The sequence below is a fragment of the Mycobacterium attenuatum genome, from assembly GCF_900566085.1.
Taxonomy (GTDB): Bacteria; Actinomycetota; Actinomycetes; order Mycobacteriales; family Mycobacteriaceae; genus Mycobacterium; species Mycobacterium attenuatum.
The window spans coordinates 19218-44579 of record NZ_UPHT01000110.1 but is presented as its reverse complement, the minus strand read 5'-3'; the positions used below and the strand labels follow the sequence as shown (position 1 = coordinate 44579).

20 protein-coding genes are annotated in these 25362 nt (G+C 66.8%); 12 read left to right on the top strand and 8 right to left on the bottom strand.

What is annotated here, in order from left to right; translation table 11 throughout:
• The first annotated feature begins 6 nt into the window (after positions 1 to 6).
• Complete coding sequence (locus EET13_RS18435; protein ID WP_168990827.1) at positions 7 to 750, top strand: VIT1/CCC1 transporter family protein; 744 nt, start codon at positions 7 to 9, stop codon at positions 748 to 750.
• Positions 751 to 763: 13 nt separating this feature from the next.
• Here the strand turns inward: EET13_RS18435 and EET13_RS18430 are convergent, their stop codons facing one another.
• Together EET13_RS18430 and EET13_RS18425 are read right to left on the bottom strand one after the other, a co-directional pair.
• The gene (locus tag EET13_RS18430; RefSeq protein WP_122443651.1) at positions 764 to 3199 is read right to left on the bottom strand and encodes an ABC transporter permease; all 2436 of its coding nucleotides are present in this window, start codon (positions 3197 to 3199) and stop codon (positions 764 to 766) included.
• A 148-nt stretch (positions 3200 to 3347) separates the two neighbouring features.
• Positions 3348 to 3833, bottom strand: a complete 486-nt coding sequence (locus EET13_RS18425; RefSeq protein WP_122443634.1) for a MarR family winged helix-turn-helix transcriptional regulator — start codon at positions 3831 to 3833, stop codon at positions 3348 to 3350.
• 116 nt (positions 3834 to 3949) lie between these two features.
• Here EET13_RS18425 and EET13_RS18420 point away from each other — a divergent pair, with 116 nt between their 5' ends.
• The 4 genes from EET13_RS18420 (at position 3950) to EET13_RS18405 (ending at position 9400) form a co-directional block, all read left to right on the top strand.
• Positions 3950 to 6013, top strand: a complete 2064-nt coding sequence (locus EET13_RS18420; RefSeq protein ID WP_211189095.1) for an ATP-binding cassette domain-containing protein — start codon at positions 3950 to 3952, stop codon at positions 6011 to 6013.
• Positions 6010 to 6870, top strand: a complete 861-nt coding sequence (locus EET13_RS18415) for an energy-coupling factor transporter transmembrane component T family protein (protein ID WP_122443632.1) — start codon at positions 6010 to 6012, stop codon at positions 6868 to 6870. The genes EET13_RS18420 and EET13_RS18415 overlap by 4 nt, the downstream gene beginning before the upstream one ends.
• Before the next feature lie 191 nt (positions 6871 to 7061).
• Entirely contained in the window at positions 7062 to 8531 is a 1470-nt protein-coding gene (locus tag EET13_RS18410) for an amino acid permease (protein ID WP_122443631.1), read from the top strand.
• Positions 8528 to 9400: a universal stress protein gene (locus tag EET13_RS18405; protein WP_122443630.1), complete on the top strand. Its 873-nt coding sequence runs from the start codon at positions 8528 to 8530 to the stop codon at positions 9398 to 9400. The genes EET13_RS18410 and EET13_RS18405 overlap by 4 nt, the downstream gene beginning before the upstream one ends.
• Positions 9401 to 9413: 13 nt before the next feature.
• On the opposite strand, the gene EET13_RS18400 is transcribed toward EET13_RS18405, so the two are convergent.
• The 3 genes from EET13_RS18400 to EET13_RS18390 form a co-directional block, all read right to left on the bottom strand.
• Entirely contained in the window at positions 9414 to 10742 is a 1329-nt protein-coding gene (locus EET13_RS18400) for an ABC transporter substrate-binding protein (RefSeq protein ID WP_122443650.1), read from the bottom strand.
• A gap of 79 nt (positions 10743 to 10821) precedes the next feature.
• The gene (locus EET13_RS18395) at positions 10822 to 11643 is read right to left on the bottom strand and encodes a carbohydrate ABC transporter permease (protein ID WP_122443629.1); all 822 of its coding nucleotides are present in this window, start codon (positions 11641 to 11643) and stop codon (positions 10822 to 10824) included.
• On the bottom strand, positions 11630 to 12502 hold the full coding sequence (locus tag EET13_RS18390) for a carbohydrate ABC transporter permease (protein ID WP_122443628.1): 873 nt from the start codon (positions 12500 to 12502) through the stop codon (positions 11630 to 11632). The genes EET13_RS18395 and EET13_RS18390 overlap by 14 nt, the downstream gene beginning before the upstream one ends.
• Positions 12503 to 12536: 34 nt before the next feature.
• On the opposite strand from EET13_RS18390, the gene EET13_RS18385 reads away from it, so the two are divergent.
• The 6 genes from EET13_RS18385 to EET13_RS18360 all read left to right on the top strand — a co-directional run bounded on the left by EET13_RS18385 (position 12537) and on the right by EET13_RS18360 (position 17851).
• A complete protein-coding gene (locus EET13_RS18385; protein WP_122443627.1) occupies positions 12537 to 14054 on the top strand; it encodes a TldD/PmbA family protein in 1518 nt (505 codons plus the stop codon).
• Entirely contained in the window at positions 14051 to 15424 is a 1374-nt protein-coding gene (locus tag EET13_RS18380) for a TldD/PmbA family protein (RefSeq protein WP_122443626.1), read from the top strand. Before EET13_RS18385 ends, EET13_RS18380 begins: the two co-directional genes overlap by 4 nt.
• 41 nt (positions 15425 to 15465) lie before the next feature.
• Complete coding sequence (locus EET13_RS18375) at positions 15466 to 16308, top strand: carboxymuconolactone decarboxylase family protein (RefSeq protein WP_122443625.1); 843 nt, start codon at positions 15466 to 15468, stop codon at positions 16306 to 16308.
• A gap of 2 nt (positions 16309 to 16310) precedes the next feature.
• Positions 16311 to 17096 (top strand): Rv1352/Rv1906c domain-containing protein, encoded by a 786-nt coding sequence (locus EET13_RS18370; RefSeq protein ID WP_244603987.1) that lies wholly within the window; start codon positions 16311 to 16313, stop codon positions 17094 to 17096.
• Between the two features lie 101 nt (positions 17097 to 17197).
• Positions 17198 to 17584, top strand: a complete 387-nt coding sequence (locus tag EET13_RS18365) for a DUF732 domain-containing protein (protein ID WP_122443624.1) — start codon at positions 17198 to 17200, stop codon at positions 17582 to 17584.
• A 60-nt stretch (positions 17585 to 17644) separates the two neighbouring features.
• Positions 17645 to 17851, top strand: coding sequence for a hypothetical protein (locus tag EET13_RS18360; RefSeq protein WP_122443623.1), 207 nt, complete (start codon positions 17645 to 17647; stop codon positions 17849 to 17851).
• Between the two features lie 579 nt (positions 17852 to 18430).
• Here EET13_RS18360 and EET13_RS18355 read toward each other — a convergent pair.
• A complete protein-coding gene (locus EET13_RS18355) occupies positions 18431 to 18697 on the bottom strand; it encodes a WGxxGxxG family protein (RefSeq protein WP_122443622.1) in 267 nt (88 codons plus the stop codon).
• A 290-nt stretch (positions 18698 to 18987) separates the two neighbouring features.
• On the opposite strand from EET13_RS18355, the gene EET13_RS18350 reads away from it, so the two are divergent.
• Entirely contained in the window at positions 18988 to 19953 is a 966-nt protein-coding gene (locus tag EET13_RS18350; RefSeq protein ID WP_122443621.1) for a coiled-coil domain-containing protein, read from the top strand.
• A gap of 303 nt (positions 19954 to 20256) precedes the next feature.
• Here EET13_RS18350 and EET13_RS18345 read toward each other — a convergent pair whose 3' ends face one another.
• Entirely contained in the window at positions 20257 to 21312 is a 1056-nt protein-coding gene (locus tag EET13_RS18345; protein WP_122443620.1) for an NAD-dependent epimerase/dehydratase family protein, read from the bottom strand.
• Positions 21313 to 21711: 399 nt separating this feature from the next.
• The gene (locus EET13_RS18340) at positions 21712 to 24333 is read right to left on the bottom strand and encodes a cation-translocating P-type ATPase (protein WP_122443619.1); all 2622 of its coding nucleotides are present in this window, start codon (positions 24331 to 24333) and stop codon (positions 21712 to 21714) included.
• Positions 24334 to 25362 lie beyond the last annotated feature (1029 nt).

Below are 25362 nucleotides of genomic sequence, written 5' to 3'. Positions count from 1 at the left end.
GGCGCAATGGCGAATCCAGAACCCGGGCACCAAGGCGAATCGGGCCGATCCGGCGAACCGGCCTTCGACGTCGGGCACTCGCACTCCGACGTCAGCGGCGGCTGGCTGCGCGCAGCCGCGTTCGGCGCGATGGACGGCCTGGTCAGCAACACCAGCCTGATCGCCGGTGTGGCCGCGGCCGAAAGCGTCCACGCCACCATGGTCAGCGGTGTTGCCGGGCTGCTGGCCGGCGCATTCTCCATGGCGCTGGGCGAATACACGTCGGTGACCACGGCCAACGAGCAGATCGACTCCGAGGTCCATCTCGAGCGCCGCGCCCTGCGCACGCGCCCGCACGACGAACGAGCCGAATTGGTTGCGATGTTGCGGGAACTGGGCCTGACCGCCGAAACCGCGGAGATCGCCACCGAGGAAATCCACCGCGACGAGAACCAGGCGGTCAACTTTCACCTGGTACGCGAGATCGGCGTCGATCCGGCCGCCAAGCCGTCGGCACGGGTAGCAGCCGGATCGTCGTTCGCCATGTTCGCCATCGGTGCACTGCTTCCGCTGATCCCTTACCTGCTCGGCTTCGGGTCGCTGGTCGCCGGGCTGGCATGTGGTGGGGCTGGGCTGCTGGTCGCGGGCGGGCTGACCGCCCGGTTCACTCGCAAAGCGATGTGGTGGGCGGCGACGCGGCAACTGATCTTCGGCGCGGCCGCCGTCGCCGCCACCTATCTGGTGGGATTGCTGATCGCGGCGGTGATGTGAGCCGCCCACGATGTCATGGTCGGGTACTCATGCCGCGGCCGGGCGACGGCCGTAGCCGGAACAACACGAACCCGGCCCACCACGCGCCCAGGATGATCAGCATGGCCATGTCGAAGGCCCACCAGCCCGTGTAGTGCGTCCACACCCCGTTGTGGGCCGCCAGCGGGTCGACCCGGCGCAGGTCAACGGTGGCGGCAGCGGCGGCAAAGCCCCAGTGGGCCGGGATCAGCCAGGAGATCTGGTCGAATCCCCATCTGCCCACCAGCGGCAGCAGCCCGCCGCCGAAGAGCGCGGACCCCAACATCACCGGCACCGCCAGCGGCAGCACCTCCCGCTTCGATCTGCCCAGCGTGGACAGCGCCAGGCCGACGATCATCGAGACGACGGCCGTGGCTGCCACACTCACGTAGAGCTCCACCGTGGGGTTGCGCAGCAGGACCGCCTCATGGACGGGTGGACCTTTGATGGCGACGACGACGGCGGTGAGGACGGCGGCCTGGATGGCTGCCACCAGGCCGAACACGATGACCTTGGCAACCAGATAGGCCAGCGTCGACAACCCCACAGCCTGCTCGCGCCGCAAGGTTCGGCGCTCACCGACCAGGTCACCGACCGTCAGCACGGTGCCCATCAGCACTGCGGCCAGGTTCAGCGCGGCCAGGATCTCGGTGGCTTCGTGCTGGTTGGACGCCAACCGGCCGGCGCGGTCGAACCCGGAGTCCCCGGGAATCAGCAGCGTCAAGCCACCCAGGAGCAACGGCAGCAGCACCAGCAAGAGGAAGGACAGGCGCCTGGCGAACAGCAGACGCGCCTGGCGACGAATCGCCAGCCACAGCTGCTGATCGGCATTGAGTTCGGCGGGCGGCCGCCCCGGCGCTGCCACCGCGGGCGGCGCCTGCGGTACTGAACCAGCTGCCTGTTGCTGATTGAGGAACGCCTGATGCGCGCCGCCGGGATCGGCGCCGACTCGTGCGAACACCGCCGGCCAGTCGGTGGTTCCCATCGCCGGTTCCAGCTGCACCGGCGGCCCGGCGAAAGCCAAGCTGCCGGCCGGGGTGAGCAGCAACACCTGGTCGCACATGTTCAGGTGGGCAAGCGACGTAGTGGCCAACACGACGACGCAACCGAGGTCGGCTTGTCGGCGCAGCATCGCCATGACGTGGCTCTCCTGCGCCGAATTCAGCCCCGCGCTCGGTTCGTCGACGACCAGCAGCGAGGGCCTGGAGACCAGTTCGGTAGCCATCGACGCACAGCGACGTACGTCGGGCGCAAGTTTGGTCACCCTGGTCTTGCGATGCGGCGTCAGTTCGAGTTCCTCGAGAACATGGTTCACCACCCGCTCGCGCGTTTCAGGGGTGGTATCGGGCGGCAGCCGCAGCTCTGCGGCGTAATCCAGGGCCTTGTCGACCGTGAGGCAGCCGTGCACAGCATCCTCGCGCGGCACCACCCCGATGCGCGATCTTCCCCATTTCGGTTCGGCCTGCACGTCGTGACCGTCCACGGTCAGCACTCCCGAACCGAGCGGTCGCAAGCCGGCCAGCAGCTGGATCAAGGCGGTGTTGCGGCTTTCCGCCGGCCCGATGACCGCCATCAACGAGCCTGGGCGGGCGGTGAACGAGATATCAGAAAGCAGTTCGCGCTCGTCGACGGTCAGTCCCAGTCGATATGCCGCCACGCCGAGGGTGCGCGCACCCGGTTTCAGCGGCAGCCGGCTGGTTGTCGGCCCCTCCTCCTCTGAGCCCTCCCGTGGGCCGGTGTCGGGTCGAGCGGCGCGCAGCTTTCGGGTGGCGCCGGTCATCCGCTCGACCAGGCCGCGGCCCGCGGGCCGATCACCCGGTGGCGCGGGCCGATCAACCGGTGGCGGGTGCTGATCAACCGGTGGCGGGTGCCCGGCCTCCGTCGCGGGCGGCGTTCCCTGCGGTGTCAATCCGATGGGTTTGGTGGTTCTGTCCACTGTCGAAGCTGCTCGGATTCGCTGGGTGGCCGACTCCGCGACGATGCGGTGCGCTAGGGGCTGGGCGGGACGTGTGATCGAGGTGGCCGGGATCCGCTGTGTGGCTTGCTCGGTGGGTTTCGCGGCTTTGCGCCACTGGCCGGTGGCCGCGGCCGGACCCGTCGGCGGCGGATGCGGCGGAACTTTGTGGTCGGGCGGCCCAACCGCCATAGCTGGACCCGTGAGAGCGGCGAGCTGGAAGGTTAGCCGGGGTCCGCTGCGAGGATCACCGATCGCGATCGTCTGCCCGTCGCGGATGTCGACCGCCGACAGCCGGGCGCCGTCAGCAAAAATGCCGTTGCCGCTGCCGTCCATGGCCACCCAATGGCTGTCCAGGAACCGTAGCACCACGTCCGGGGCGGGCCGGTCGACCGGACCGGGGCGGTCCAGGCGGATGTCACACTGCGTCCCGCGCCCCACCAGCACGTCGCGGCCCGGGGCGAAGACGTATCGCATCGGCCCGAACCACACGGTCAACGGCGGGGCGTTCGGTATCACGTTGCGGCCGCCACCTTTCGTCACCGAATGTCGTCACCGCGGCGACGATCAATATCTGACTGGGTACCCGGCGGGCGGGTCTACTTATCCAGGATGCACCGCAATGTCACAGAGTGTTGCGGCTCGGCGTGGCCGCCGCATTGTCGAGAAGCTGGCGCAGCACCTCGACGGCCTGCGCCAGGACCTGCCGATCCGCCGGTTCCAGCCGGGCCAGTTGCGGCTCGATCGCCGCCGCACGGTCGGCCCGCACCGCGGCCAGAGTGCGCTGCCCGTCAGCCGTGATGCGAATGCGCACCGCGCGGGCATCGCCGGGGTCGACCGTGCGGGTCACCAGTCCGGCCTCTTCGAGGCGGCGCACCTGCGTGGTCATCGTGGGCTGGGAACAGTGGTCGACCGCGGCCAGGTCGCCGATGCGGGCTTCGCCCTTGGCTTCGATGGTTGCCAGCAGCCGGGCCTGAGCCGAGGGCAGCGGCATCTGGATGCGTTGGGTAGCCAGCCGGTTGAGTCGCGCGACCACGCCCAGCAAATCTGCGCCGAGGCCGTGATCGGGTATCACGGTCCCGGCGGGGTTGGTGGCGGCGGAGGAACTCATGTTCCCATCGTTGCATAGCTTTGCTATGTGAGACCAATCGTGGGTGCTGGCAACCCAATCCGGCGGATGGTTGTGTGCTGCCGCCGCATGCGGCGTCACCTGGCAGAATCGGTGAGGTGACCGTGCCGGCCCCTGTTGCTTCGCGACTTCCGCGACATCGACGGGGGCCGTTGCAACCGGTAGAGCTGGCCCAGGCATCGGTGATGGCCGCGCTGTGCGCGGTCACCGCGATCATTTCGGTCATCGTTCCGTTCGCTGCGGGACTCGCACTGCTCGGCACGGTGCCCACCGGGCTGCTGGCCTACCGCTTCCGGCTGCGCGTGCTGGTTGCCGCGACCGTTGCCGCCGGCGTGATCGCCTTCTTGATCGCCGGAATGGGCGGCTTCATGGGGGTGGTCCACAGCGCCTACATTGGCGGGCTTACCGGAATCGTCAAGCGCCGGGGCCGGGGCACACCGACGGTGATCGTGTCGTCGCTGATCGCCGGGCTGGTCTTCGGCGCGGCCATGGTCGGTATGTTGGCGGCTCTGGCCCGCTTGCGCCGTCTGATTTTCGACGTGATGACCGCAAACGTGGACGGCTTGGCTTCCTTCATGACCCGGATCCATCTGCAGGGCGCCGCCGCCGACCTGAAGCGATACTTCGCCGCCGGGCTGCAGTACTGGCCGTGGGTGTTGCTGGGCTACTTCACGCTCGGGATCATGATCGTGTCACTGATCGGTTGGTGGGCGCTGTCCCGGCTGCTGGATCGGATGCGCGGAATTCCCGACGTGCACAAGCTCGACGCTGCGGCCGGTGATCACACGGCGCCGATCGGGCCGGTTCCGGTGCGATTGGACAACGTGCGCTTCCGCTATCCCGGTGCCGGCCAAGACGCGCTGCGCGAGGTCAGCCTGGAAGTCCGGGTCGGCGAACATGTGGCGATCACCGGCGCAAACGGTTCGGGCAAGACCACGTTGATGCTGGTTCTCGCCGGGCGGCCGCCGACATCAGGCACGGTGGCACGTCCGGGCGCGGTGGGCTTGGGCAAGCTTGGCGGCACGGCGGTGGTTTTGCAGCATCCGGAAAGCCAGGTCCTGGGCACCCGGGTCGCCGACGACGTGGTGTGGGGCCTGCCGCCGGGCACCCGCATCGACGTCGGCCGGCTGCTCGCCGAGGTCGGCCTGGACGGGCTGGCCGAACGCGACACCGGAAGCCTGTCCGGTGGTGAGCTGCAGCGGCTTGCGCTGGCGGCGGCGCTGGCTAGAGAACCGGCGCTGCTGATTGCCGACGAGGTCACCACGATGGTGGACCAGCAGGGCCGCGACGCGCTGCTGGGTGTGCTGTCCGGCCTGACGAAACGCCACCGCACCGCGCTGGTACACATCACGCACTACAACAACGAGGCCGATTCGGCCGACCGGACCATCAATCTCAGCGACTCACCCGACAACGCCGACATGGTCGAGACGGCAGACGTTCCGTCGCCGGCCGTCGCGGTGGGCCACGGGGCCCACCGGCCGGCGCTGGAACTGATCAACGTCGGACACGAATATGCGACGGGCACACCGTGGGCCAAGACCGCGTTGCGAGGGATCAGCTTCGTGGTGGAGCAGGGCGACGGAGTGCTGATCCACGGCGGCAACGGCTCGGGCAAGTCCACGCTGGCGTGGATCATGGCCGGGCTGACGGTTCCCACCGCCGGGTCTTGCCTGCTGGATGGCCGGCCCACCCACGAGCAGGTCGGTGCCGTGGCGTTGTCATTCCAAGCGGCCCGGCTGCAGCTGATGCGCAGCCGCGTCGACCTGGAAGTCGCCTCCGCGGCGGGCTTTTCGGCCCGCGATCAGGACCGCGTGGCTGCGGCGCTGAGCGTCGTAGGGCTGGATCCCGCGCTGGCCAAGCGCAGCATCGATCAGCTCAGCGGTGGGCAAATGCGCCGCGTGGTGCTGGCCGGGCTGCTGGCATGTTCACCGCGGGCGCTGATTCTCGACGAGCCGCTGGCGGGTTTGGATGCCGCCAGCCAGCGCGGTTTGCTGCGGCTACTCGAAGACCTGCGCCGCAAGCAGGACCTCACGGTGGTGGTCATTTCCCATGATTTCGCCGGGATGGAAGAGCTTTGCCCGCGGACGCTGCATCTGCGCAACGGCGCCGTGGAACCGGCGTCGACGACGGCCGCCGGCGGGACCGGGAGCATGTCATGACGCTGTCCGCAGCCAACACATCCGACACGGCAGGACGCGGAGTCCGGCGCCCCACGCGACCGGTTGTCCTGCTGGTTCCCGTACCGGGCAGCTCGATCATCCACGAATTGTGGGCCGGCACGAAACTGCTTGTGGTGTTCGGTATTTCGGTACTGCTGACGTTCTATCCAGGCTGGGTAGCCATCGGGCTGATGGCGGCGCTGGTGCTCACGGCGGCCAGGCTCGCCCATATCCCACGCGGTGCGGTGCCATCGGTGCCTCGCTGGTTATGGGTCGTGCTCGCCATCGGGGGCATTACGGCTGCGCTGGCCGGCGGCGCCCCGTCGATCGCGGTGGCCGGAGTGGAGCTTGAACTGGGCGGAGCATTGAATTTCCTGCGGATCACCGCGCTGTCCATCGTGCTGCTCGCGTTGGGTGCAATGGTTTCCTGGACTACCAACGTCGCCGAAATCGGGCCCGCCCTGGCAACTTTGGGCCGCCCACTGCGACTGCTGCGGATCCCGGTCGACGAGTGGGCGGTCACCTTGGCGCTCGCGCTTCGCGCCTTCCCGATGCTCATCGACGAATTCCAGGTGCTCTACGCAGCCCGGCGGCTGCGGCCCAAGCGCATACCGCGCGGCCGCAAGGCCCGCCGGCAGCGGCGCCGGACCGAAGTGATCGATTTGTTGGCTGCCGCCATCACCGTGACCCTGCGGCGAGCCGATGAGATGGGCGATGCCATCACCGCCCGTGGCGGCACCGGCCAGTTGTCGGCCTATCCGGCCCGACCCAAACTGGTCGACTGGGTGGCTCTGACGACCACTGCCGTGGCCGGCGGCGCAGCGGTGGCGATCGAGACACTGTTGCGGATCACCTGAGCGGGCAACCCAGCTGACACGTCCACCGGGCCGGCCGGCGCGGCTCTTGACCGCCGGGGGGCCCGCTTCTGCGGCTGTCCGAGCGGGCGGGAATCATTACTTAGCCGATCGGCCCGACCATTCAGGCGGTTCGCTGCCGGATGGCGGCAAGCCGGGTTCATAATCAGCCTGGTCCAGCACCAGGAGGGCAATTGCCGGCAACGTCGGTCAGTCTCAGACAGCAGATGCTACGGCGCCGCCCGGTGGTCGGCGCCGCGGTCGCGGCCGGGGTCAACGGCGGCCTCAAACGCAGCCTCGGCACCTTTCAGCTGACCATGTTCGGCGTCGGGTCGACGATAGGTACCGGGATCTTCTTCGTGCTGTCCGAGGCTGTGCCGCAGGCGGGCCCAGGCGTGATCGTCTCGTTCGTCATCGCCGGCATTGCTGCCGGTCTCGCGGCCATCTGCTATGCCGAATTGGCCTCGGCGGTACCGGTTTCGGGCTCGTCGTACTCGTATGCCTACGCCACCTTGGGCGAGGCGGTCGCGGTATGCGTGGCGGCCTGCCTGCTGCTCGAATACGGGGTGGCCACCGCCGCGGTCGCGGTCGGCTGGAGCGGTTATGTCAACAAGCTGCTGCACAACGTGTTCGGGTTGCGCCTGCCGAGCGCGTTGTCGATGGCGCCCTGGGATACGCAGCCTGGCCAAGCGCACGGGTATGTCAACCTTCCGGCGGTCATCTTGATCGCGCTGTGCGCGTTGCTGCTGATTAGGGGCGCCAGTGAGTCGGCGAAGGTCAACGCCATCATGGTGCTGATCAAGCTCGGGGTGCTGGGCATGTTCGTCGTCCTCGCGCTGACCGCCTATAGCAGCGATCGCTTCGCCCAGTTCGCCCCCTTCGGTATTGCCGGCATCGGAGCGGCGGCCGGCACCATCTTCTTCTCCTTCATCGGCCTGGACGCGGTGTCCACCGCCGGTGAGGAGGTGACCAATCCGCAGCAAAGTGTGCCGCGCGCACTGATGGCGGCGCTGTTCGTTGTGACCGGCGTCTACGTGCTGGTTGCGTTCGCCGCGTTGGGTACCCAGCCGTGGCAGCGTTTCCAAGCCCAGGAAGAGGCCGGGCTGGCCACGATTCTGGACAATGTCACCCACAGCACTTGGGCCAGTACCATTTTGGCGGCCGGAGCGGTGATCTCCATTTTCACCGTCACGCTGGTCACTCTGTACGGTCAGACCCGCATTCTGTTTGCGATGGGTCGTGACGGGTTGCTGCCGGCACGGTTCGCCGCGGTGAATCCGCGCACGCAGACTCCGGTCAGCAATACCGTGATCGTCGCGGTCGCCGCGTCGATCCTGGCCGCTGTGGTGCCGCTGGACCGCTTGGCGGACATGGTGTCCATCGGCACGCTCACCGCGTTCATCGTGGTGTCGCTCGGCGTGATCATCCTGCGGGTGCGTGCTCCCGAGCTGCCGCGGGGATTCTGGGTCCCCGGTTACCCGGTGACACCGGTCCTGTCGGTACTGGCTTGCGGCTACCTGCTCTACAGCCTGCACTGGTACACCTGGATTGCGTTCACCGCCTGGGTGGCGGCGGCGCTGCTGTTCTACCTCTTCTGGGGGCGCCACCACAGCGCGCTCAATAACCCTGCGCTGCTTGCGGATCCACGTAGGGAGGAGCTGTGAGCGTCGTCGTGGGGTATCTGGCCGGCCGGGTCGGTGTGTCGGCGCTGCAGCTGGGCGTTCGGTTGACGCGAACGCTGAACACGTCGCTGACGGTGGCGACCATCGTGCCGAAGCCCTGGCTGCCGGCATCGCTGTCGCAACCGGACTTTGAGCAGTGGGCCACCGAGCTGGCCACCGACTCGGCGACGGAGGCGCAGCGTTACCTGCGCACCGTGGCCGACGGGGTCGAGGTCAGCTACGTGCATCGTGAACACCGGTCGGTGTCGGGCGGATTGATCGAGGTGATCGAGGAAGTCGACGCCGAGATGCTGGTGCTGGGCTCATTCCCGAGTGGGCGACGGGCGCGGGTATTGATCGGCTCGACCGCCGATTGGCTGTTGCATTCGTCACCGGTGCCGGTGGCGATCAGCCCTCGTCAGTACGATTCGCCCACTGCCCGGCTTACCCGGCTCACCTGTGGTTATTCTGCGGCGCCGGACTCGATCGAGGTGGTGCAGCGGTGCTCGGAGCTGGCCCGGCGCTACGGCGTGCCGTTGCGGGTGATCACTTTCGCGGTCCGCGGCCGGACCATGTATCCACCGGAGGTGGGCCTGCACGCCGAGTCATGGGTGTTGCAGGCCTGGGCGGCGCAGGCCCAAGAAATGCTGGAAAAACTCAAGACCGACGCCGTGGTAGGCAAAGACGTTGTGCTGCAAGTGATCAGCGGAAATGGGTGGCAGCAGGCGCTGGGGCAGACGGACTGGCAAGACGGTGAGATATTGGCGTTGGGCACCTCACCGCGCGGTGATATCGCCCGAGTCTTTCTCGGTTCGCGCAGCGGCAAGATCATCCGCCACAGCCCGGTACCGGTATTGGTGCTGCCCGGCTAAGAGTCGAGCCGCATCAGCGCTGGGCTGCGGCGTTGGCCGCGGCCTGCGCCTGCCTCAGGATCGTTGCGACATCGCCGCGGCCCAGGAACATTTCGTCGAAGTAGGGTTTGAGGGCGTCGTAGCCGGCAGCGAATCCGGCGCCCCCGGGCGCCGGAATGCGCGGTCCCTTCAGCACCGCGAAGAACGGGGTGACGTCGACCCCGTTGGCTTTCCAGTAGCTGAAGTAAACCGGCTGGGCGGACAATACCGCCGGGATGGCCGCACCGTCCCGTCCCAGATATGCGTTGCCTGCCCTGCTGCCCATCCAGGCCAGCACCTGGCGCACCGCGTCTGGATGCTTGGTAGCGCAATTACCAGCTGCTGCAATGCCATTGGTAACGCTCACCCGGCCCGCCGGCCCGATCGGCAGCATCGCCACACCCCAGTGGAACGTGGCATCACGGGCCACCGGCGCCAGGCTGTAGGTGCCGGACTGAAACAGTGCCATGCGGCCGGCCAGGAATTGGTTACGGGAGAAATCGCCGTTGTCGTTGGTGTCGGAGGCCGGCGGCGCGACGTGGTCGTCGTTGATCAGGCCGACCAGATAGCGGAACGCCTCAATGGCGGGCGGGTTGTCGAAGGCGAACTCGTTGCCGCGCTGGAATACCCCGCCGGCCGAGCCAATGTAGTTGAGATAGATGCCTTGCGGGTCGTTGGCGGCGTTGTAGCCCCACTGGCGGACCCGTCGCGCTTCGAAACCCGGTGTGCCGGCTACATGTCCGTCGGCGTCGACGGTGAGCCGGGCCAGCAGTGGACGCAACGTGTCGTCGGGGCCGGCACTCCACCGCAGCCGGTCCAGCTCCGCCGGGTCCACGCCGGCCGCTGCCAGCAGGTCGGCGTTGTAGAACAGCGCGACCCCGGCGTCGGTCAGCTGCGGCACCGCCCACAAGATGCCGTTACGGGTGAACTGGTCCACCACCGACGGCTCCCAATCGCCGGCATCGAGGTGTGGGCCGATCTTCATCAGCCGGTCGCTGTCGGCATAGGCGGCCAGGTGGGCGTTGGACAGCCAGAAGATGTCGTCGGCGCTGCCACCGGCCACGTCGGTGCGCAGGGTGTCGAAGTAGGTTGAGTAGGAGACCAGGTTCGTGCGCACTTCGATGCCGGGATGCGTGCGGGTGAACGCTTCGAACGAGCGCTGGTAGTCCAGCGCGATCGGCTCGGCCCAGAGCCGGACCGTGACGATGATCCTGCCGCCGGCCGGTTCCCCCGCGCGGTCCAGCGCCACTACCGTGACCCCGAGGAGCACCGCGGTCAGGGTGAGCGCCGCAGCGACGAGGGTGGAAAACCGGGGCCGAGTCATGGTTGGCATCCAGACTGCCGTGACGGTCGTGGATCGGCCAGTACCAAAGCCCGAGCGGCAATCTCGGCGCAGCGACGCGTCATTTGAGCCCCGAGACCAGGATCGACGAGACGATATGCCGCTGGGCCGCAACGAACAGCACGATCAGCGGAACGATCGCGACCGTCGTGGCCGCCATCACCAGCGTCCACTGGGCGTTGAACCGCGACTGCAGGTCGGCTGTGGCCACCGTCAACACCCGCCACTTGTGGCCGCTGGTGATCACCAGCGGCCACATGAAGTTGTTCCACTGCGAGACCACGGTGATCAGTGTCAGGGCGGCCAGGACCGGACGGCTGGACGGAATCACCACGTGCACCAGCACGTCCAGGGTGTTGGCGCCGTCCAGGAACGCGGCGTTGATCAAGTCTTTCGGGATGATGCGAAAGTGCTCGCGCAGCAAGAAGATCGCGTACGGCGAACCGAACATGAACGGCAACACCAGCGCCCAGAACGTGTTGCGCAGGCCGAGCTGAGCCATCATCAAGTACAACGGCACCACCGTGACCGTCGCCGGCACCATCAGCGTGGCGAGGTAGACCCAGAACAACAGGTCGCGTCCGGGAAACTCCAGCCGGGCGAATGCGTAGCCCGCCAGTACCGAAAACGTCAGCTGGCCCAGCAGGATCACCGCCGTTATCAATGCGGTGACCACCGCCGCGCGGCCGAAGCCCGCGCCGGCCAGGTCGGTGTAATTCGACAACGTCGGTGGGCGCGGTAACTGCAGCGGCGTGCCCGTGGCGAACTGGTGGGCGGAGGTGAACGACGTCAACAACCCAAGCACGAAGGGCAGCAGCGTGATGAGCGCGCCCAGGATCAGGCCGGCGTAGATCACGGCGTTGGACAGGTTACGTGAGGTCATAGCTAATCCGTCGCCTAAAGTACAGGTGCTGAACGAAGGTGACGCCGACCAGAATGACGAACAGCACCACGGCCATCACCGACGCCCGTCCGATGGCCGCCGAACCGAATGCCTCCGAATAGATCTGGTGGGCCACCAGCTCGGTGCTTCCCCCCGGACCACCGCCGGTCAGCGCGTAGACGGTATCGAAAATCTGTGCAGCGCTGACGATTCCAGTGACCAGAACGAAGAAGGTGGTCGGCCGCAGCATCGGCAGCGTGATTCGCCAGAACCGCTGCCAGGTTGTCGCGCCGTCGGTGCGTGCGGCCGCGTGGATGTCGTCGGGGATGGCCAGCAGGCCCGCCAGGAAAGACAGCGAAACATAGCCCACGTTGGTCCAGACGACGACGGCCGCGACCAGGGGCAAGGCGAGGTCGGGATTGGTGAGCCATTCGACGCGGCGCCCCAGCAGGGCGCTGACGGCTCCGTCGGTGGGCGCCAGAATCCAGCGCCACATCACCGCGATCGCCAGCGGGGCGCAGATCCAGGGCAGCACGTAGAGCGTGCGAAAGAAGTTGGTGCCCGGAAGCCGCCGGACCAACATCATCGCGGCCAGCAACCCGAGCACCGTCTGCGCCGGCACCACGATGGCCACGAAGACGGCGGTGACCACCAGCGAGCCGCCGAAGCCGGAGTCGGCCAGCACCGATCGCCAGTTGGCCAGCCCGACGAAGCGCAGCGGGCCCAGCAGATCCCAGCGGTACAGGCTCAGCCAGACGACCACCAGGATGGGCAACAACAGGAAAGCGAGCACGCCGAACAGGCTGGGCGCCAGCAGGGCGTAGGCCAACGCGGTGGGTCGGCGTGGCGTGGCGCGCATGGGTGTATTAAAGCGTGGTGGATACGGTGGAGTCGTGACACCAAAGCGGCGAATCGATTCCGACTTTCTGGACCTGCCGCGCCACGCGTTGGCCGACGCCGCGCTGTCAGCGGCCACCGCGGCCGGAGCCAGCCACGCCGACCTGCGGATACACCGCATCAACACCGAGATCATCCAGTTGCGCGACGGAGAACTCGAGACGGCGATCGTCAGCCACGACCTGGGCTTCGCGGTGCGGGTGATCGTCGATGGCACCTGGGGCTTCGCCTCCCACGCCGAGCTGGCGCCGTCGGTGGCCGCCGATACCGCGCGCCGCGCGGTGCAGGTGGCCACCAGACTTGCCGCGCTGAACACCGAGCGTGTCGAGCTGGCGCCGGAGCCGGTCTACGCCGACGCCAGATGGGTGTCGGACTACGAGATCGACCCGTTCGGCCTGCCTGCCACCGAGAAGATCGCCGTGCTGCGGGAGTATTCCGGGCGACTGTTGAGCGCAGACGGCGTCAATCACGCGTTGGCCAGGCTGAACGCCGCCAAGGAGCAGACCTTCTACGCCGACACCAACGGAACGTCGATCACCCAGCAACGGGTGCGGTTACATCCGTCGCTGGAGGCGGTGACCGTCGATGCGGCGGCGGGAACCTTCGACTCCATGCGCACCCTGGCGCCACCGGCGGCCCGGGGCTGGGAGCTGGTCGCCGGTGACCAGATCTGGAACTGGACCGACGAATTGGCGCAGCTGCCGTCGTTGCTGGCCGAGAAGATCAAATCGCCCAGCGTGACTCCGGGTCGCACCGACCTGGTGATCGACCCGACCAACCTCTGGCTGACCATCCACGAATCTATCGGCCACGCAACCGAATACGATCGCGCGATCGGCTACGAGGCGGCCTACGCCGGTACCTCGTTCGCCACGCCGGACAAACTCGGGAGCCTGCGTTACGGCGCAGCGGTGATGAACGTGACGGCCGACCGCACCGTCGAATTCGGCTTGGCCAGTATCGGTTACGACGACGAAGGGGTGGCCGCGCAGAGCTGGGATCTGGTGCGCGACGGAGTGTTCGTCGGCTATCAGCTCGATCGGGTGTTCGCGCTGCGGCTCGGCAAGGAGCGCTCCAACGGCTGCTCATACGCCGACTCACCCCATCACGTGCCGATCCAGCGGATGCCCAATGTTTCGTTGCAGCCCGGCCCCGAGGATCTCAGCACCCCCGATCTCATCGGCCGGGTGGCGGACGGCATCTATATCGTCGGCGACAAATCATGGTCAATTGACATGCAGCGCTACAACTTCCAGTTCACCGGTCAGCGATTCTTCCGCATCCGCGACGGCCGTCTGGACGGCCAGTTGCGCGATGTCGCCTATCAGGCCACCACCACCGACTTCTGGAATTCCATGGAGGCCGTGGGCGGCCCATCGACCTGGCGGCTATGTGGCGCGCTCAACTGTGGCAAGGCCCAGCCGGGCCAGGTCGCCGCCGTCAGTCACGGCTGTCCGTCGGCCCTGTTCCGTGGTGTCAACGTGCTCAACACCCGTACCGAAGGCGGCCGATGATCACTGCCCAGCACGTCGTCAACATCGTCCTGCAGGAGGCGGCGCAGCGTGGCCGCGCCGACGAGACCATGGTGCTGGTGGTCGACCGCACCGAGGTGACGCTGCGCTGGGCGGGCAATTCCATGACCACCAACGGGATTTCGAACAGCCGCAGCGTCACTGTTATTTCCATTGTCCGCCAGGGTGATAGTGCCTACGTCGGCGCAGTGGAGTCAGGTGAGGTCGACCCGTCGGCATTGTCCGGGCTGGTGGCCGCGTCGCAGGACGCGGCCCGTTCGGCGCCGGAAGCCGGTGATGTCGCACCGCTGCTGGCCGACCCCGGTGTGCCCGTCGACTGGGACGCGCCGGTTTCCGGCACGGGTATCGATGTATTCGCCGACCTCGCGGTGTCGCTGAGCCGGGAGTTCGGTGGCGGCGACCGGCTGTACGGCTATGCGCACCACAGCCTTTCGACGACATTCCTGGCGTCGTCGACCGGTTTGCGCCGCCGCTACACACAACCGGCCGGCGCGGTGGAGATCAACGTCAAACGCGGCGACGCCAGTGCCTGGGCGGGCGTCGGCGCGCCCGACTTGGCCGGTGTGCCAATCGATGTCCTGCTCGATCAGCTGTCCACCCGGCTGGGGTGGGCGCAGCGCTGGGTCGAGCTGCCCCCGGGACGCTACGAGACGATCATGCCGCCGTCGACGGTAGCCGACCTGATGCTGTATCTGGTGTGGTCGATGGCCGGCCGTGGCGCGCAGGAGGGTCGCACCGCGCTGTGTGCTCCCGGCGGCGGAACCAGGGTGGGGGAGCGGCTCACCGAGCTGCCGCTGACGCTGTTTTCCGACCCGATGGCGCCCGGCCTGGTGTGCACGCCATTCGTCGCGGTGAGCAACTCGTCGGAGACGGTATCGGTGTTCGACAACGGCATGGAGATCGGCCATGTGGACTGGATCCGCGACGGGGTGATCAACGCGCTGGCCTATCCGCGAGCCACCGCGGCCAAGTACGACGCACCAATCGCCGTGGGCGCCGACAATCTCCTGATGACGGGCGGGTCGGCTGATGTGGCGGAGATGATCGCCGCCACCGAGCGCGGTCTGCTGCTGACCACCTTGTGGTACATCCGCGAGGTCGACCCGACCACGCTGCTGCTCACCGGCCTGACGCGCGACGGCGTCTACCTCGTCGAAGACGGCGCGGTGACGGCGGCGGTCAACAACTTCCGATTCAACGAAAGCCCACTGGACCTGCTGCGACGGGCCACGCAGGCCGGCGTCAGCGAGGTCACCCTGCCCCGAGAATGGGGGAATTGGGCCACCCGGGCGGCTATGCCGTCGCTGCGGATACCGGACTTCCACATGTCCTCCGTCAGCCAGGCGCAATAGCCGATTGCTGTGCGGTGATGGTGCGTTCTAGCGTGTGAAAGATGGCTGTGCGTGACGAATTCGCCCGGTTGGTCGCGTTGTCCCCCGGTGACGGTCGAGTGGTGGGCCTGGTCCGGCGGGTCTGCGGGCGGGCGCTTTCGCTGCCCCCGTTACCATCCGATGTTGTCGTCGACGGACCTGAGTCAGCGGCGGAATGCGCGGTCGCCGAGTTTGCCGAACAGTTCAGCGTCGATGTCTCGGGGATCACCGCCGAGCAACGAACCCGCCTGTTTGAACACCTGGGCGACAACACCTTTGGTGCCGTTGTGTCGATATTCATCGCCGACTTCGTGCCGCGGGTGCGAGCGGGACTGGAAGCACTTGGAGTCGGCTCGGAGTATCTGGGCTGGGCGCGGGGACCGGTCGGGTGGGATCGCGAGTCCGATGGGTCCGCGGCGTTGTTCAACGGTTTCCTGCCCGCGGTGGCTCGGATGCGCGCACTCGATCCGGTCACGTCCGAGCTGGTCCGGTTGCGCGGTGCGGCCCAGCACAACTGCCGGCTCTGCAAGTCGTTGCGTGAGGGCACCGCGCTGGATTCCGGTGGTTCGGAAACGCTGTACGAAGAGATTGAGCGCTTCCAGGCCTCGGTTCTGTTAGAAGATCGCACAAAAGCCGCCCTACGGTATACGGATGCGTTAATTTGGACGCCTGCGCACCTCGCCGCCGACGTCGCCGCCGAGGTGCGCTCAAGGTTCGCCGACGCGGAGGCCATCGAGCTGACCTTTGACATCATGCGTAACGCCAGCAACAAGATTGCCGTGTCGCTAGGTGCTGACGCGCCGAGGGTGGAGCAGGGCACCGAACGGTACCTGATCGGGGCCGACGGTCAGACGGTGTTCAACTGACAATGGGTATCGGCACCATGGCGGTCAGGATGGCGGTCAGGATGGCGGTCAGGATGGCGGTCAGGGTGCTTTTTGCCGTTGCCGTGGGTGTGAGTGTGGCCGGCTGTTTTGGGACCGGCGGCAAGACCGCCAGGCCGACCATGACGGCCCACGACAGCGAGCAATCCCGGCTCCCGCCGATATACCCCGGAACCACGGTGTCGATCCCGACGACCACCACCCCCGCTGGTTCGGCAAGCACCGTTGCGGGCGACGGCACCTACCGGGTCGGAGTCGACATCCGTCCCGGCACGTACCGCTCGCCGGGCGGCAAAGACTGTTATTGGGAGCGGCTGAGAGGACTGGGCGGAACCGTCGAGGACATCATCGTCAACGGCGCCGGAACCGGGCCGCAGGTCGTGACGATCGCGCCCACCGACGTCGCGTTCAAAACGCAGCGCTGCCCGACGTGGACGCTGGATTCCGGCGCTACTGCGACGACTTCGATGACTGCGACGACTTCGACGACTAGGCCGGTGAAGCTGCCCGAGGGTGCCCAGCCGTGTCCCAGCACGGCGGGGCCTGCCGGCGGCTTCAGCCAATCCGCGGTCGGGTCATCGGCGACATCGTGTCAGTTCGCCGAACAGGTGCGGCTCGCCTACGGAGCCAGCGCACCCACCGGCTCGACACCTCGCCAGATCACTGCCGTGAGCCCCGTGACCGGCCAGTCTTATGCCATGACCTGCACCGCGGACGGGGAGCTGGTCGTATGCGGCGGCGGCGATGGCGCCGTCGTCTACGTGTATTGATGCGCTCCGCGGGGGCCAAATAGTAGCACTCTGCAACATTTTGGCGTTGACTTAGATGTATCAGTATTTAGTGGGCATCTGCTCCATTGGCAGGTTCGACAATGAATGCCACACATCTGAGCTCACCCGGGCGAGTCGCCGGGATAATCTTGGCGGCCCTGATGCTGGGCCACGTTCTGCTCGTAGCACCGCCAGCCTCGGCGGACTGCGTCTTGAGCGCGCAGGACAAGCGTTACGTCGCGCTGCTGCAACACCGGCAGATCGGCGCGACTTCCGGCAACACCGACTGCGATGCGGCCGTGCTGGGTCGGCAGATCGCCGACAACGTGCGGGTGGCAGACAATCCGCCATTGATGGCCTCGACGCTTGCCGATGCCGTGTACGATCGGACGAACTTGACCGCGGAGCAGGCTGCGTTTGAGGTCGCAGCAGCGATCTATGTCTACGCACCGGAGATGGTCTGGGTGGTTGACAACACACCGCTGTGATCGGCACGAGGATGGGCGCGCCGCACCTGTCGCGGTTGTCGGGCCCGAGGAGAACGCCAGATGATCACAAAAGCGCTGATCAGCGCCGCTATCGCTGTCGGCGCTTCGATAGCGTTGGCCGCCCCGGCCGCCGCTGATGAGCCGGATGCCTCGGTAACCACCTGCAACTGTGAGCAGTCGCCCGACAAGCCTCCCGCGCCCAGCCTGCAACAGATGAACCAGAGCATCCGAGAAGCCCTCGCCAGCCTGGAATCCGGCGAAGGCTAACCGAAGGGTTGTTGCGGCAGGCGGCCAACTCGTGTGGGCGGGTTGGACGTGCGGGCCAGTTGCACGCACACCATCGCGGGCGTGCGATCAGGCCATCGCCATGTCCGACTGATCCCCGTGCCTCCGCGTGCGGACGGACTCTGTTGGCGCCGCCACAATACCGACGTCGAACATCGCCCCGCAGGACCGGCCACGAAAGCCCTCAGCGCCTGGTCGAGTTCGTTTCGTCTGCTGGTATGGGGCCCGCGAGTTTGAAGAAGGGATCGTGCTCCGGATGGCGAGACACCGCAATTTTGAGAAGCATTGGCCGCTCAGATCGGGGTCGCCAATCCCGGCGGATAATCGAGACAAGCGGCAAACCGCGTATTATGGTGCGCAGCAAGTTGATTCGTGCCACGGGCGGCGCTGACCAGCGGGCTACTGAAGGCCCACCGTCAGGAAAATAACTAGGCCCACAAGCAATTTGCCGCATTCGACATCTTTGATAACCGGTGCGCTGAAACGACTGTGGGCAGGCCAGCCAGCGGACCTCGTCGAACGATAAAGGGCTCGACGAGGCCAGCTGACTGGACGAGACGACTAAACTCCTGGCCGCCGGGCCGCGGCGGGGGCGACACCCGTGCCGGCGTCCTTGCGCCGTTTCAACCCGACGAGTCCACCCAGGCCGAGGAGCCCGAGAAGCCCCCAGAGTCCCGAGTTGTCGCCGTGTTGGTCATTGTTGTTGTCTGCCAACGTCGTAGTGGTCGATGATGGCGTGGGCGCGTCCTGCACAGCGGCGTTGGCTACGCCCGTGCCGCCGAACAGTAGTGCCCCAGTCGCAGAAGCCACTGCAATGGTCTTGCGCATGTTTATCCCTCCAAAATTCGGGTGTTCTCGATCCAATGTCGTTTAGTGAGACCAAGTTCGGACCAGTGTGCTCTAATCCCTGTGAGAAGCAGCGCAAGCGAACGCCCGGCGCCGCATGGTCGGGCTACCCATTAGTGGGATTCTGAAACGGATTCAGTTCGATCGGCGACGCGCAGGTGGTCCGACGCCATTGGATCGAAGATCGATGTTATGGGGCGGACAGAAAATGGGTAGCCGCTCAGAGATGCGAAAGTGCGCGAACCAGATCTCAACTCAGGGAGGGAACTTCAATGACGGCATCGGACAGGACCACACTTGTGGCGCAACTGCGCACGGTCCTTCAGTTGACCAACACCGAAATCCAGGTCGCGGAAACCCGCGTCGCCCAAGCGCGTACCGAAGCGGTGCGCCGCGAGCTGACCCAAAACGCGGCGAATGCCCGCGATCGGGCTGGGGCTATCGAGACGGCAATCCGCCGACTCGGTGGCTACCCTGACGTCGTCGGCCCGTTCCTGGGCCGCGCCGCCGCCGCGGTCAAGGCGCTTACTGAACAGGCCCAACCGTTCGACGAGGCGTTACTGGGTGATCTCGCGCTCGAGGACCAGCTGCTTGATCGCGCGCGTTACATCAAAGCGCTGGCTGTGGCCGCCCAGGAGCGGGACGTTGAAAACCTGGCGGCCCGCCTGATCACCGCTCACTCCGCGACGGTCGATTGGCTCACCACGGTGCTGGCCGAAGATGCACTCGGCGGTCCGGCAGCATTGCGTCGCACCCCGTTACAGGCGGCCACCGGTACGGCGGTGAAACTGGTCAACTTGCCCGTCGCCTGGTCCACGCGCGGAGTAGACCGGGCAGCGGAGGCGCTGCGCTCTACCGGGCCGTCGCTCAAGGAGCTGGTGAACCGGAGCGGTCATGCCAGCGACGTGGCGGTCAAGGCGCTTTCTGCCTCGCGTGACGCTGCCCTTGGCGCGGCCGAGCGGGTTACCCGCAGGGAAGGCGCGGGCGAAGCTGCCGATGCATTGCACTCCGCGCGTGCCCGGACAGGTGTGCTGGCATCCAGTGAACTGCCCATCCGCAAATATGACGATCTGAATGTCAACGAGGCAGTGGCGGCGGTGAAGGAACTCACCAACGCTGGTGATGTGCGGGCGATAATCGCCTACGAGGAGGCCAACAAAAATCGGCAGCGCATCGTATCGGCTGCCCAAACGCGTGTCGCATCCATCGCGCAGGACATCGTGGGGATCAAGGCGTGAGCTGACTGCGATCACTAACCATCGACCAGCCCGACGACTCGGTATGGTGAGGGTTTCTCGCGGTTCCCGATGCGAGTCGGCAGAAACCTGTGCCCCAACGTCAGGCGGACGGGCGGTGCTCCAAGACGGGTGCTGTCGGATGGTAAGCATACTCAACCCAACAGCGGGCTGCCCGCCCGATCGTTATACCGGGATCGGTCGATGTATCGCACGCAGATCTGCTTGCCGCCGAGCGGAATTCGGCTAGCAACTGATCGGGTACCCTCAACGGTTCTGCGTTGACCGCCTCATGGAGTGGCACCCTCATGGAGTGGCACGTTGCCCGACGCCGGTTGCGAACTCCTTTTGCCGGAGTCGACCGCCGGCGCCCGATTCGAGCGGCGGGGTGTTCATCCCGCCGCCTGACCTGAGTCCGTCGAGGAACTCGCTGATCGCGTCCAGAGATGTCCGCGACGCAGTCCAGCCGAGTTCGATTCGGGCGCGCGTGATGTCCATCAGCGGCAGACTTAACGCCAGATCGAGCAGGGTGGGGCTGGTCGGGAGCAGGTGCAGCTTCCAGGCAGCGGCAACGAGCGTCCGGATGGGCCAGGACGGCAGCTTGACCGGCCGGGCGCCCAGCAGTTCCCCGAGCGTCCTGGCGTCCAGGACGGGGTCGGCCGCGACGTTGAACGCCCCGCGCACCGGTTGGACGACGGCAAGCCGAAAGGCCCGTCCCGCGTCGCTGGAATGCAGTGCCTGCAGCCGAAGGCCGGGCAGATCGGGAATGATCGGCAGCCGCGCGGACCGCACCAGCGTGGCGGGCAGCAGCGGTCCCGCAAACAGGCGGCGCTGCTCGGAGGCCGCTTCGCGCTTGAAGATGAAGCCTGGCCGCAGCCGAACCACCCGTATCTTCGGATGATCGCGCTCGAACGTGTCGAGCACGCGTTCCAGATACGACTTCTCCCGTCCGTACGCCGCTGTGGGAAGCGCGTGGGTGGGCCAGGATTCGTCGACACCGCGATCCTGCGGGCCGGGGGAGTACGCGCCCACTGACGAGGCGCAGATCAGCGCATCAACCCCGGCCCGGGCGGCAGCCGCGAAGACGCGGATGCTGCCGAGTACGTTGTTGCGCCAGGTGGTCAGCTCGTCGTGCGTCGGCTGGAAGATCCAGGCTAGCTGCACCACGGCAGCTGCACCACGGAGGTGAGGCTCGAGATCGTCACTCGAGATGTCCGCCTGGATCCAGGTCGTTTTCGGCGGCTGCCACCCCGGGCTGCGACGCGCGATGCCGACGATCGAGTCGATCTGCTCGTCGGCGCCGAGAGCCTCGACCACGCTGGTGCCCACGTTGCCCGTGGCACCCACCACGACCACTCTCATTCGCCACCTCCGCCGCTTGGCTTCGCGAGTACCCGCTGTGGTGCGCTCGTATGCAATGCGGCTTTGCGAGTGACTCCCCGACAGGCGGTAGAAGCCGCTGTCTGCCACCCAACGCCCCTGCGGCGCGACGCTTTGTGTGCACTTCGTTGCGATCCGTCGATCAGCCACCTGGTCACTGCTAGGTGCGGCGCATCGCCTCTGGATCGTCAAGGTCCGCCGCTGCGTAGGCCGCGCGACGTATTTCCTCCCGCGTGAGATTGCCTTGAGGCTGTGCCACCGACCGCTCCGTCTCGAACCTGCGCCGTAACCGTCGATGTGGGCGACGGCCGCGTTCGACATTTCCTCGATCAACACAATCGGCCGTGCCCGTCAGCCTCCCGGTCCACGGTATGAAAAGCTTTACCGATCAACATTATTCGGTTTGCGCAGCCCGGGTGTGGCCCCGCTTGGAGAGCGGCGGCGGTGCCGCGCGCGCAGCTGCTTGTCGAGCGCGTCAACGGCGAGCAGGATCGGCATCGAGCTGAGCGCGACGACCCAGCCCCACAGGGGCGGGTTCCACTGGCCGAGCAATCTGGCCACGGGAGGCACCCACAACTCGACCAACGACAACGCCAGCCCGATCAGCGCTGCCGGCACCAAAAGCCGGTTGGTGGTCCAGCCCAGCGCGCCGGGCCAGCGCGAGGATGACCGGCAGGCGAAGACGTTGGCCGTCTGAGCGAACACCACCGTGATGAATGCCGCGCCGGATGCCGCCGCCAAGGCATGCCCGGTGGGGAACGGGTCGGCCGGACGCCAGCCGAGCGCCAGCATGGACACCAGGAAGGCGGCCAGCGAAAGGACGGCCTCGAGTGGTCCCAGCAGTCCGAAGGCTCGGCGCAGCACGGTGCGGTTCATCAGCCGTCCGTGCACCGGCGGACCTTCGAGCAGGTGCTGTGCCGGCGGCTCGGCTCCCAGCGCAACCGCCGATAGGGTGTCGGTGCCGATGTCCAGGGCGATGATCTGCAATACGCCGAGTGCCAGCGGGAACAGGCCACCCGAAAGTGCCCAGACCAGAAACGGCGCCAACTCGGCGACGTTGTCGGTCAAGTGGTAGGTCAGGAACCGTCGGATGTTGACGAACGTCGCGCGACCCTGCTCGATACCGGCCACGATGCCGGCGAAGGAGTCGTCGAGCAGTACCAGGTCGGCGGCTTCGCGGGCGACGTCGGTGCCGGATTCGCCCATGGCGACGCCGATGTCGGCCTCGTGCAGCGCCGGGGCGTCGTTCACCCCGTCTCCCGTCATCGCCACCACGTGGCCCCGGGAGCGCACCGCGCGGGCGATCCGAAGTTTGTCCTCCGGGGACACCCGGGCGATCACCGCCCCGTCGCGGTCGAGCAGGGCGGCCAAATGCTGCTCGTCCTCGGGCAGGTCGGCCCCCGATAACACCGGCGAGTCGGGGAAGCGCAGGCCCACCTGGTCGGCGATGGCGGTGGCGGTGGCGGGATGGTCGCCGGTCACCATCGCCACCTTCACGCCGGCCCGCCGGCAGGCCTGCAGCGACTCGGAGATCCCGTCGCGCGGCGGATCCTGCAATCCCACCAGGCCGAGCAGGCGGGCGTCCTGATCGCAGTCTTCTTGGTTGCGCGGTGTGCGGCCGTTGCGCGGGCTGGCGGCGACGGCGAGCACCCGCAGCCCACGGTCGGTGAGGGCATCGACTGCCCGGTGCGCCGCCGGGTCGTCACCACAGAGCGGAAGGACCGTATCCGGTGCCCCCTTGACGATGATCTCGTCGGCGAACACCACGGCCATCCGGCGCAGCCGGGGGTCGAAGGGGAACCGCAACTGCGCTGTCATGGCGCGACGGTCCGCGTCCGTGTCGAAGCCCAGGCGCCGGGCCAGGGTGTCCAGGGCCGCTTCCATCGGGTCGCCATGGGCGCGCCAATTGCCTTGGGCCTCTTCGGCATATCCGGTGGAACAGCGCTCGGCGGCCTGGGCGAGCTCACGGACCGAGCCCTCAGCGGTGGGACAGGACCAGGCCAGTGTGGCGGTAGGTCCGTAGCCGGCGCCGTCGACGGTCAACGATCCAGCCGGTGTCCAGGCATCCACGACGGTCATCTGGTTGCGGGTGAGGGTGCCGGTCTTGTCGGTGCAGATGAACGTCGTCGACCCGAGCGTCTCGACGGCCTCGAGGTTGCGGACCAGAATCTGGCGTTTGGCCATCTGCTCGGAGCCCCACGCCAGCGACAGCGTCACCGTGGGCAGCAGCGCCTCCGGGACCAGAGCGACGGTGACGCCGATCGCAAACACGAAGGCCTGTTCGGCGGGGTTGCCCACCAGCATCGAGACGAGCAGGAAGACCACGCCGACGCTGACCGCGATCGCCGCGGTGAGGCGGACCACGCCGCGCAGGCCGCGGGTCAGGGGCGTGTCGGGTTTGGTTGTCGATGTTGTCAGCCGGGCGATGCTGGCCAGGCGCGTGTGCTGGCCGATCGCGGTGACCCGGGCGCACGTATCGCCCTCGACGACAAAGGTTCCGGCGAACAACGTGTCGCCCTCGACCACGGCGCCCGCCACGCTCTCGCCGGTCAGCATGGAGGAATCGACAAGCAACCGGTTCTCGGCGAGCACCACGGCGTCGGCAGGCACCCGGTCGCCGCTTTCCAGCAGAAGGATGTCGTCGACCACCACCTCCTCTGCATCGACAACCTGCCGGCGGCCGTCGCGCCACACCGTGATGCGCGTCGGCAGCATCTGTTGCAGGCGGTCGGCGGCGCGGTCGGCCCGTGCTTGCTGAATCATGGCGAAAACGCCGTTGAGCACGATCACAGCGATGATGGCGATGCTTAGTTGGGGGAGCCTGGCGATGAAGGCGAGCATCGCCGCCGCCCAGAGCAACAGGGCGAAGAAGTGGGTCAGCTCACCGAGTAGACGACGGATCACCGACGGGCGCCGCGCCGCGGGGAGCCGGTTGGCGCCGTCTCTTGCGCGCCGGTGGGTGGCCTCGGCCGTCGTCAGCCCAGCTGGTAGCACGTCGGCCATGGCCCTCCTCTCGGCTGTCGGGTGGGTGCGCTGGTTCGGCTCTTGACGCAACGCTAATTGCTAATCGCGGATGGTGGTTCCTGCGCGGATCGCTGGTAACCGCCGAAATGCTGTCGGCGGGGCGGTCGCACGTAGGTGCTCAACCGGCCTCACGGCGCCCAGCTGCTGCCGCGTTGGTCTACCCTTTCGTAGGTTCGATTGTCATGCGCGAGCGCCGCGCGGCGCGTCGGTACTGCGCAGGCGTTGTGACAGAAGGCGGAAGATAGAAGCAGAAATTTCCCTTGCGGGGCGGTAGCTCAGTTGGTTAGAGCCGCGGACTCATAATCGGTGTACCTGGGCGTTTGCTGCGTCGGCTAGCGTTGGTCCGTTAGGGAAATACCGGCTTCTAGCTGGTTCAATAGGGTTTGTTGCATTGGCCGGAGCTGGCGAGGTCTGGAAGCGCTGCGGTATGGACTGCGGTATCGGCTGGATAGCCTCACTCGATACGCAGCAGCGGCACCTCGGGTTGCTGACAAGTCATTAATCTGCCCGTCCCCCGTGCAATCGGCTACCGACGGCTCTTGTAGCCATGTCGAACACGTTGCGTATGTCGGCGAAGACTCCTGTGCTCCGAGGACCATTGTCCCGGTAGCCGGCACAAAATGTGTCTAGTCTGGCGGGTTGTCAAGGCCAAGCCGTATGCGGTCGAACCGACGGTTCGACCCTTGACAGCCGGTCAAACCGCCGAGGATGCCGCGGGTAGGTTGTTTTCGCTGTACGCCATGCCCCGCTTTTCTAATACCGGCGATCCTCTGCTGATGAGCGGACGTGTCACGGGTGGGCTAAGCCATCACGCAGTGACGCCGAAGGCGCCCTTTACTCGTCCGATCGGGAAGCCGGATAATTGCGCCGATGAGGAGCGGGGACGCCGTGCGCCGGCCGGAGGGATTCATTCGCGTGGAGACAGTTTGATCTGGACTTGCCTCTGAATCGACGTTGAGTCGCAAATGCGCAATTTGCGACGCGTGGTTGCGGCAGATCGGCGCCGGT

Coding starts and splice junctions, on each gene's coding strand:
- EET13_RS18345 (WP_122443620.1), bottom strand. CDS start 21,312: ATGAGAGTGGTCGTGGTGGGTGCCACGGGCAACGTGGGCACCAGCGTG.
- EET13_RS18380 (WP_122443626.1), top strand. CDS start 14,051: ATGATCACTGCCCAGCACGTCGTCAACATCGTCCTGCAGGAGGCGGCG.
- EET13_RS18375 (WP_122443625.1), top strand. CDS start 15,466: ATGGCTGTGCGTGACGAATTCGCCCGGTTGGTCGCGTTGTCCCCCGGT.
- EET13_RS18365 (WP_122443624.1), top strand. CDS start 17,198: ATGAATGCCACACATCTGAGCTCACCCGGGCGAGTCGCCGGGATAATC.
- EET13_RS18400 (WP_122443650.1), bottom strand. CDS start 10,742: ATGACTCGGCCCCGGTTTTCCACCCTCGTCGCTGCGGCGCTCACCCTG.
- EET13_RS18390 (WP_122443628.1), bottom strand. CDS start 12,502: ATGCGCGCCACGCCACGCCGACCCACCGCGTTGGCCTACGCCCTGCTG.
- EET13_RS18425 (WP_122443634.1), bottom strand. CDS start 3,833: ATGAGTTCCTCCGCCGCCACCAACCCCGCCGGGACCGTGATACCCGAT.
- EET13_RS18395 (WP_122443629.1), bottom strand. CDS start 11,643: ATGACCTCACGTAACCTGTCCAACGCCGTGATCTACGCCGGCCTGATC.
- EET13_RS18435 (WP_168990827.1), top strand. CDS start 7: ATGGCGAATCCAGAACCCGGGCACCAAGGCGAATCGGGCCGATCCGGC.
- EET13_RS18370 (WP_244603987.1), top strand. CDS start 16,311: ATGGGTATCGGCACCATGGCGGTCAGGATGGCGGTCAGGATGGCGGTC.
- EET13_RS18340 (WP_122443619.1), bottom strand. CDS start 24,333: ATGGCCGACGTGCTACCAGCTGGGCTGACGACGGCCGAGGCCACCCAC.
- EET13_RS18430 (WP_122443651.1), bottom strand. CDS start 3,199: ATGCGATACGTCTTCGCCCCGGGCCGCGACGTGCTGGTGGGGCGCGGG.
- EET13_RS18415 (WP_122443632.1), top strand. CDS start 6,010: ATGACGCTGTCCGCAGCCAACACATCCGACACGGCAGGACGCGGAGTC.
- EET13_RS18350 (WP_122443621.1), top strand. CDS start 18,988: ATGACGGCATCGGACAGGACCACACTTGTGGCGCAACTGCGCACGGTC.
- EET13_RS18360 (WP_122443623.1), top strand. CDS start 17,645: ATGATCACAAAAGCGCTGATCAGCGCCGCTATCGCTGTCGGCGCTTCG.
- EET13_RS18355 (WP_122443622.1), bottom strand. CDS start 18,697: ATGCGCAAGACCATTGCAGTGGCTTCTGCGACTGGGGCACTACTGTTC.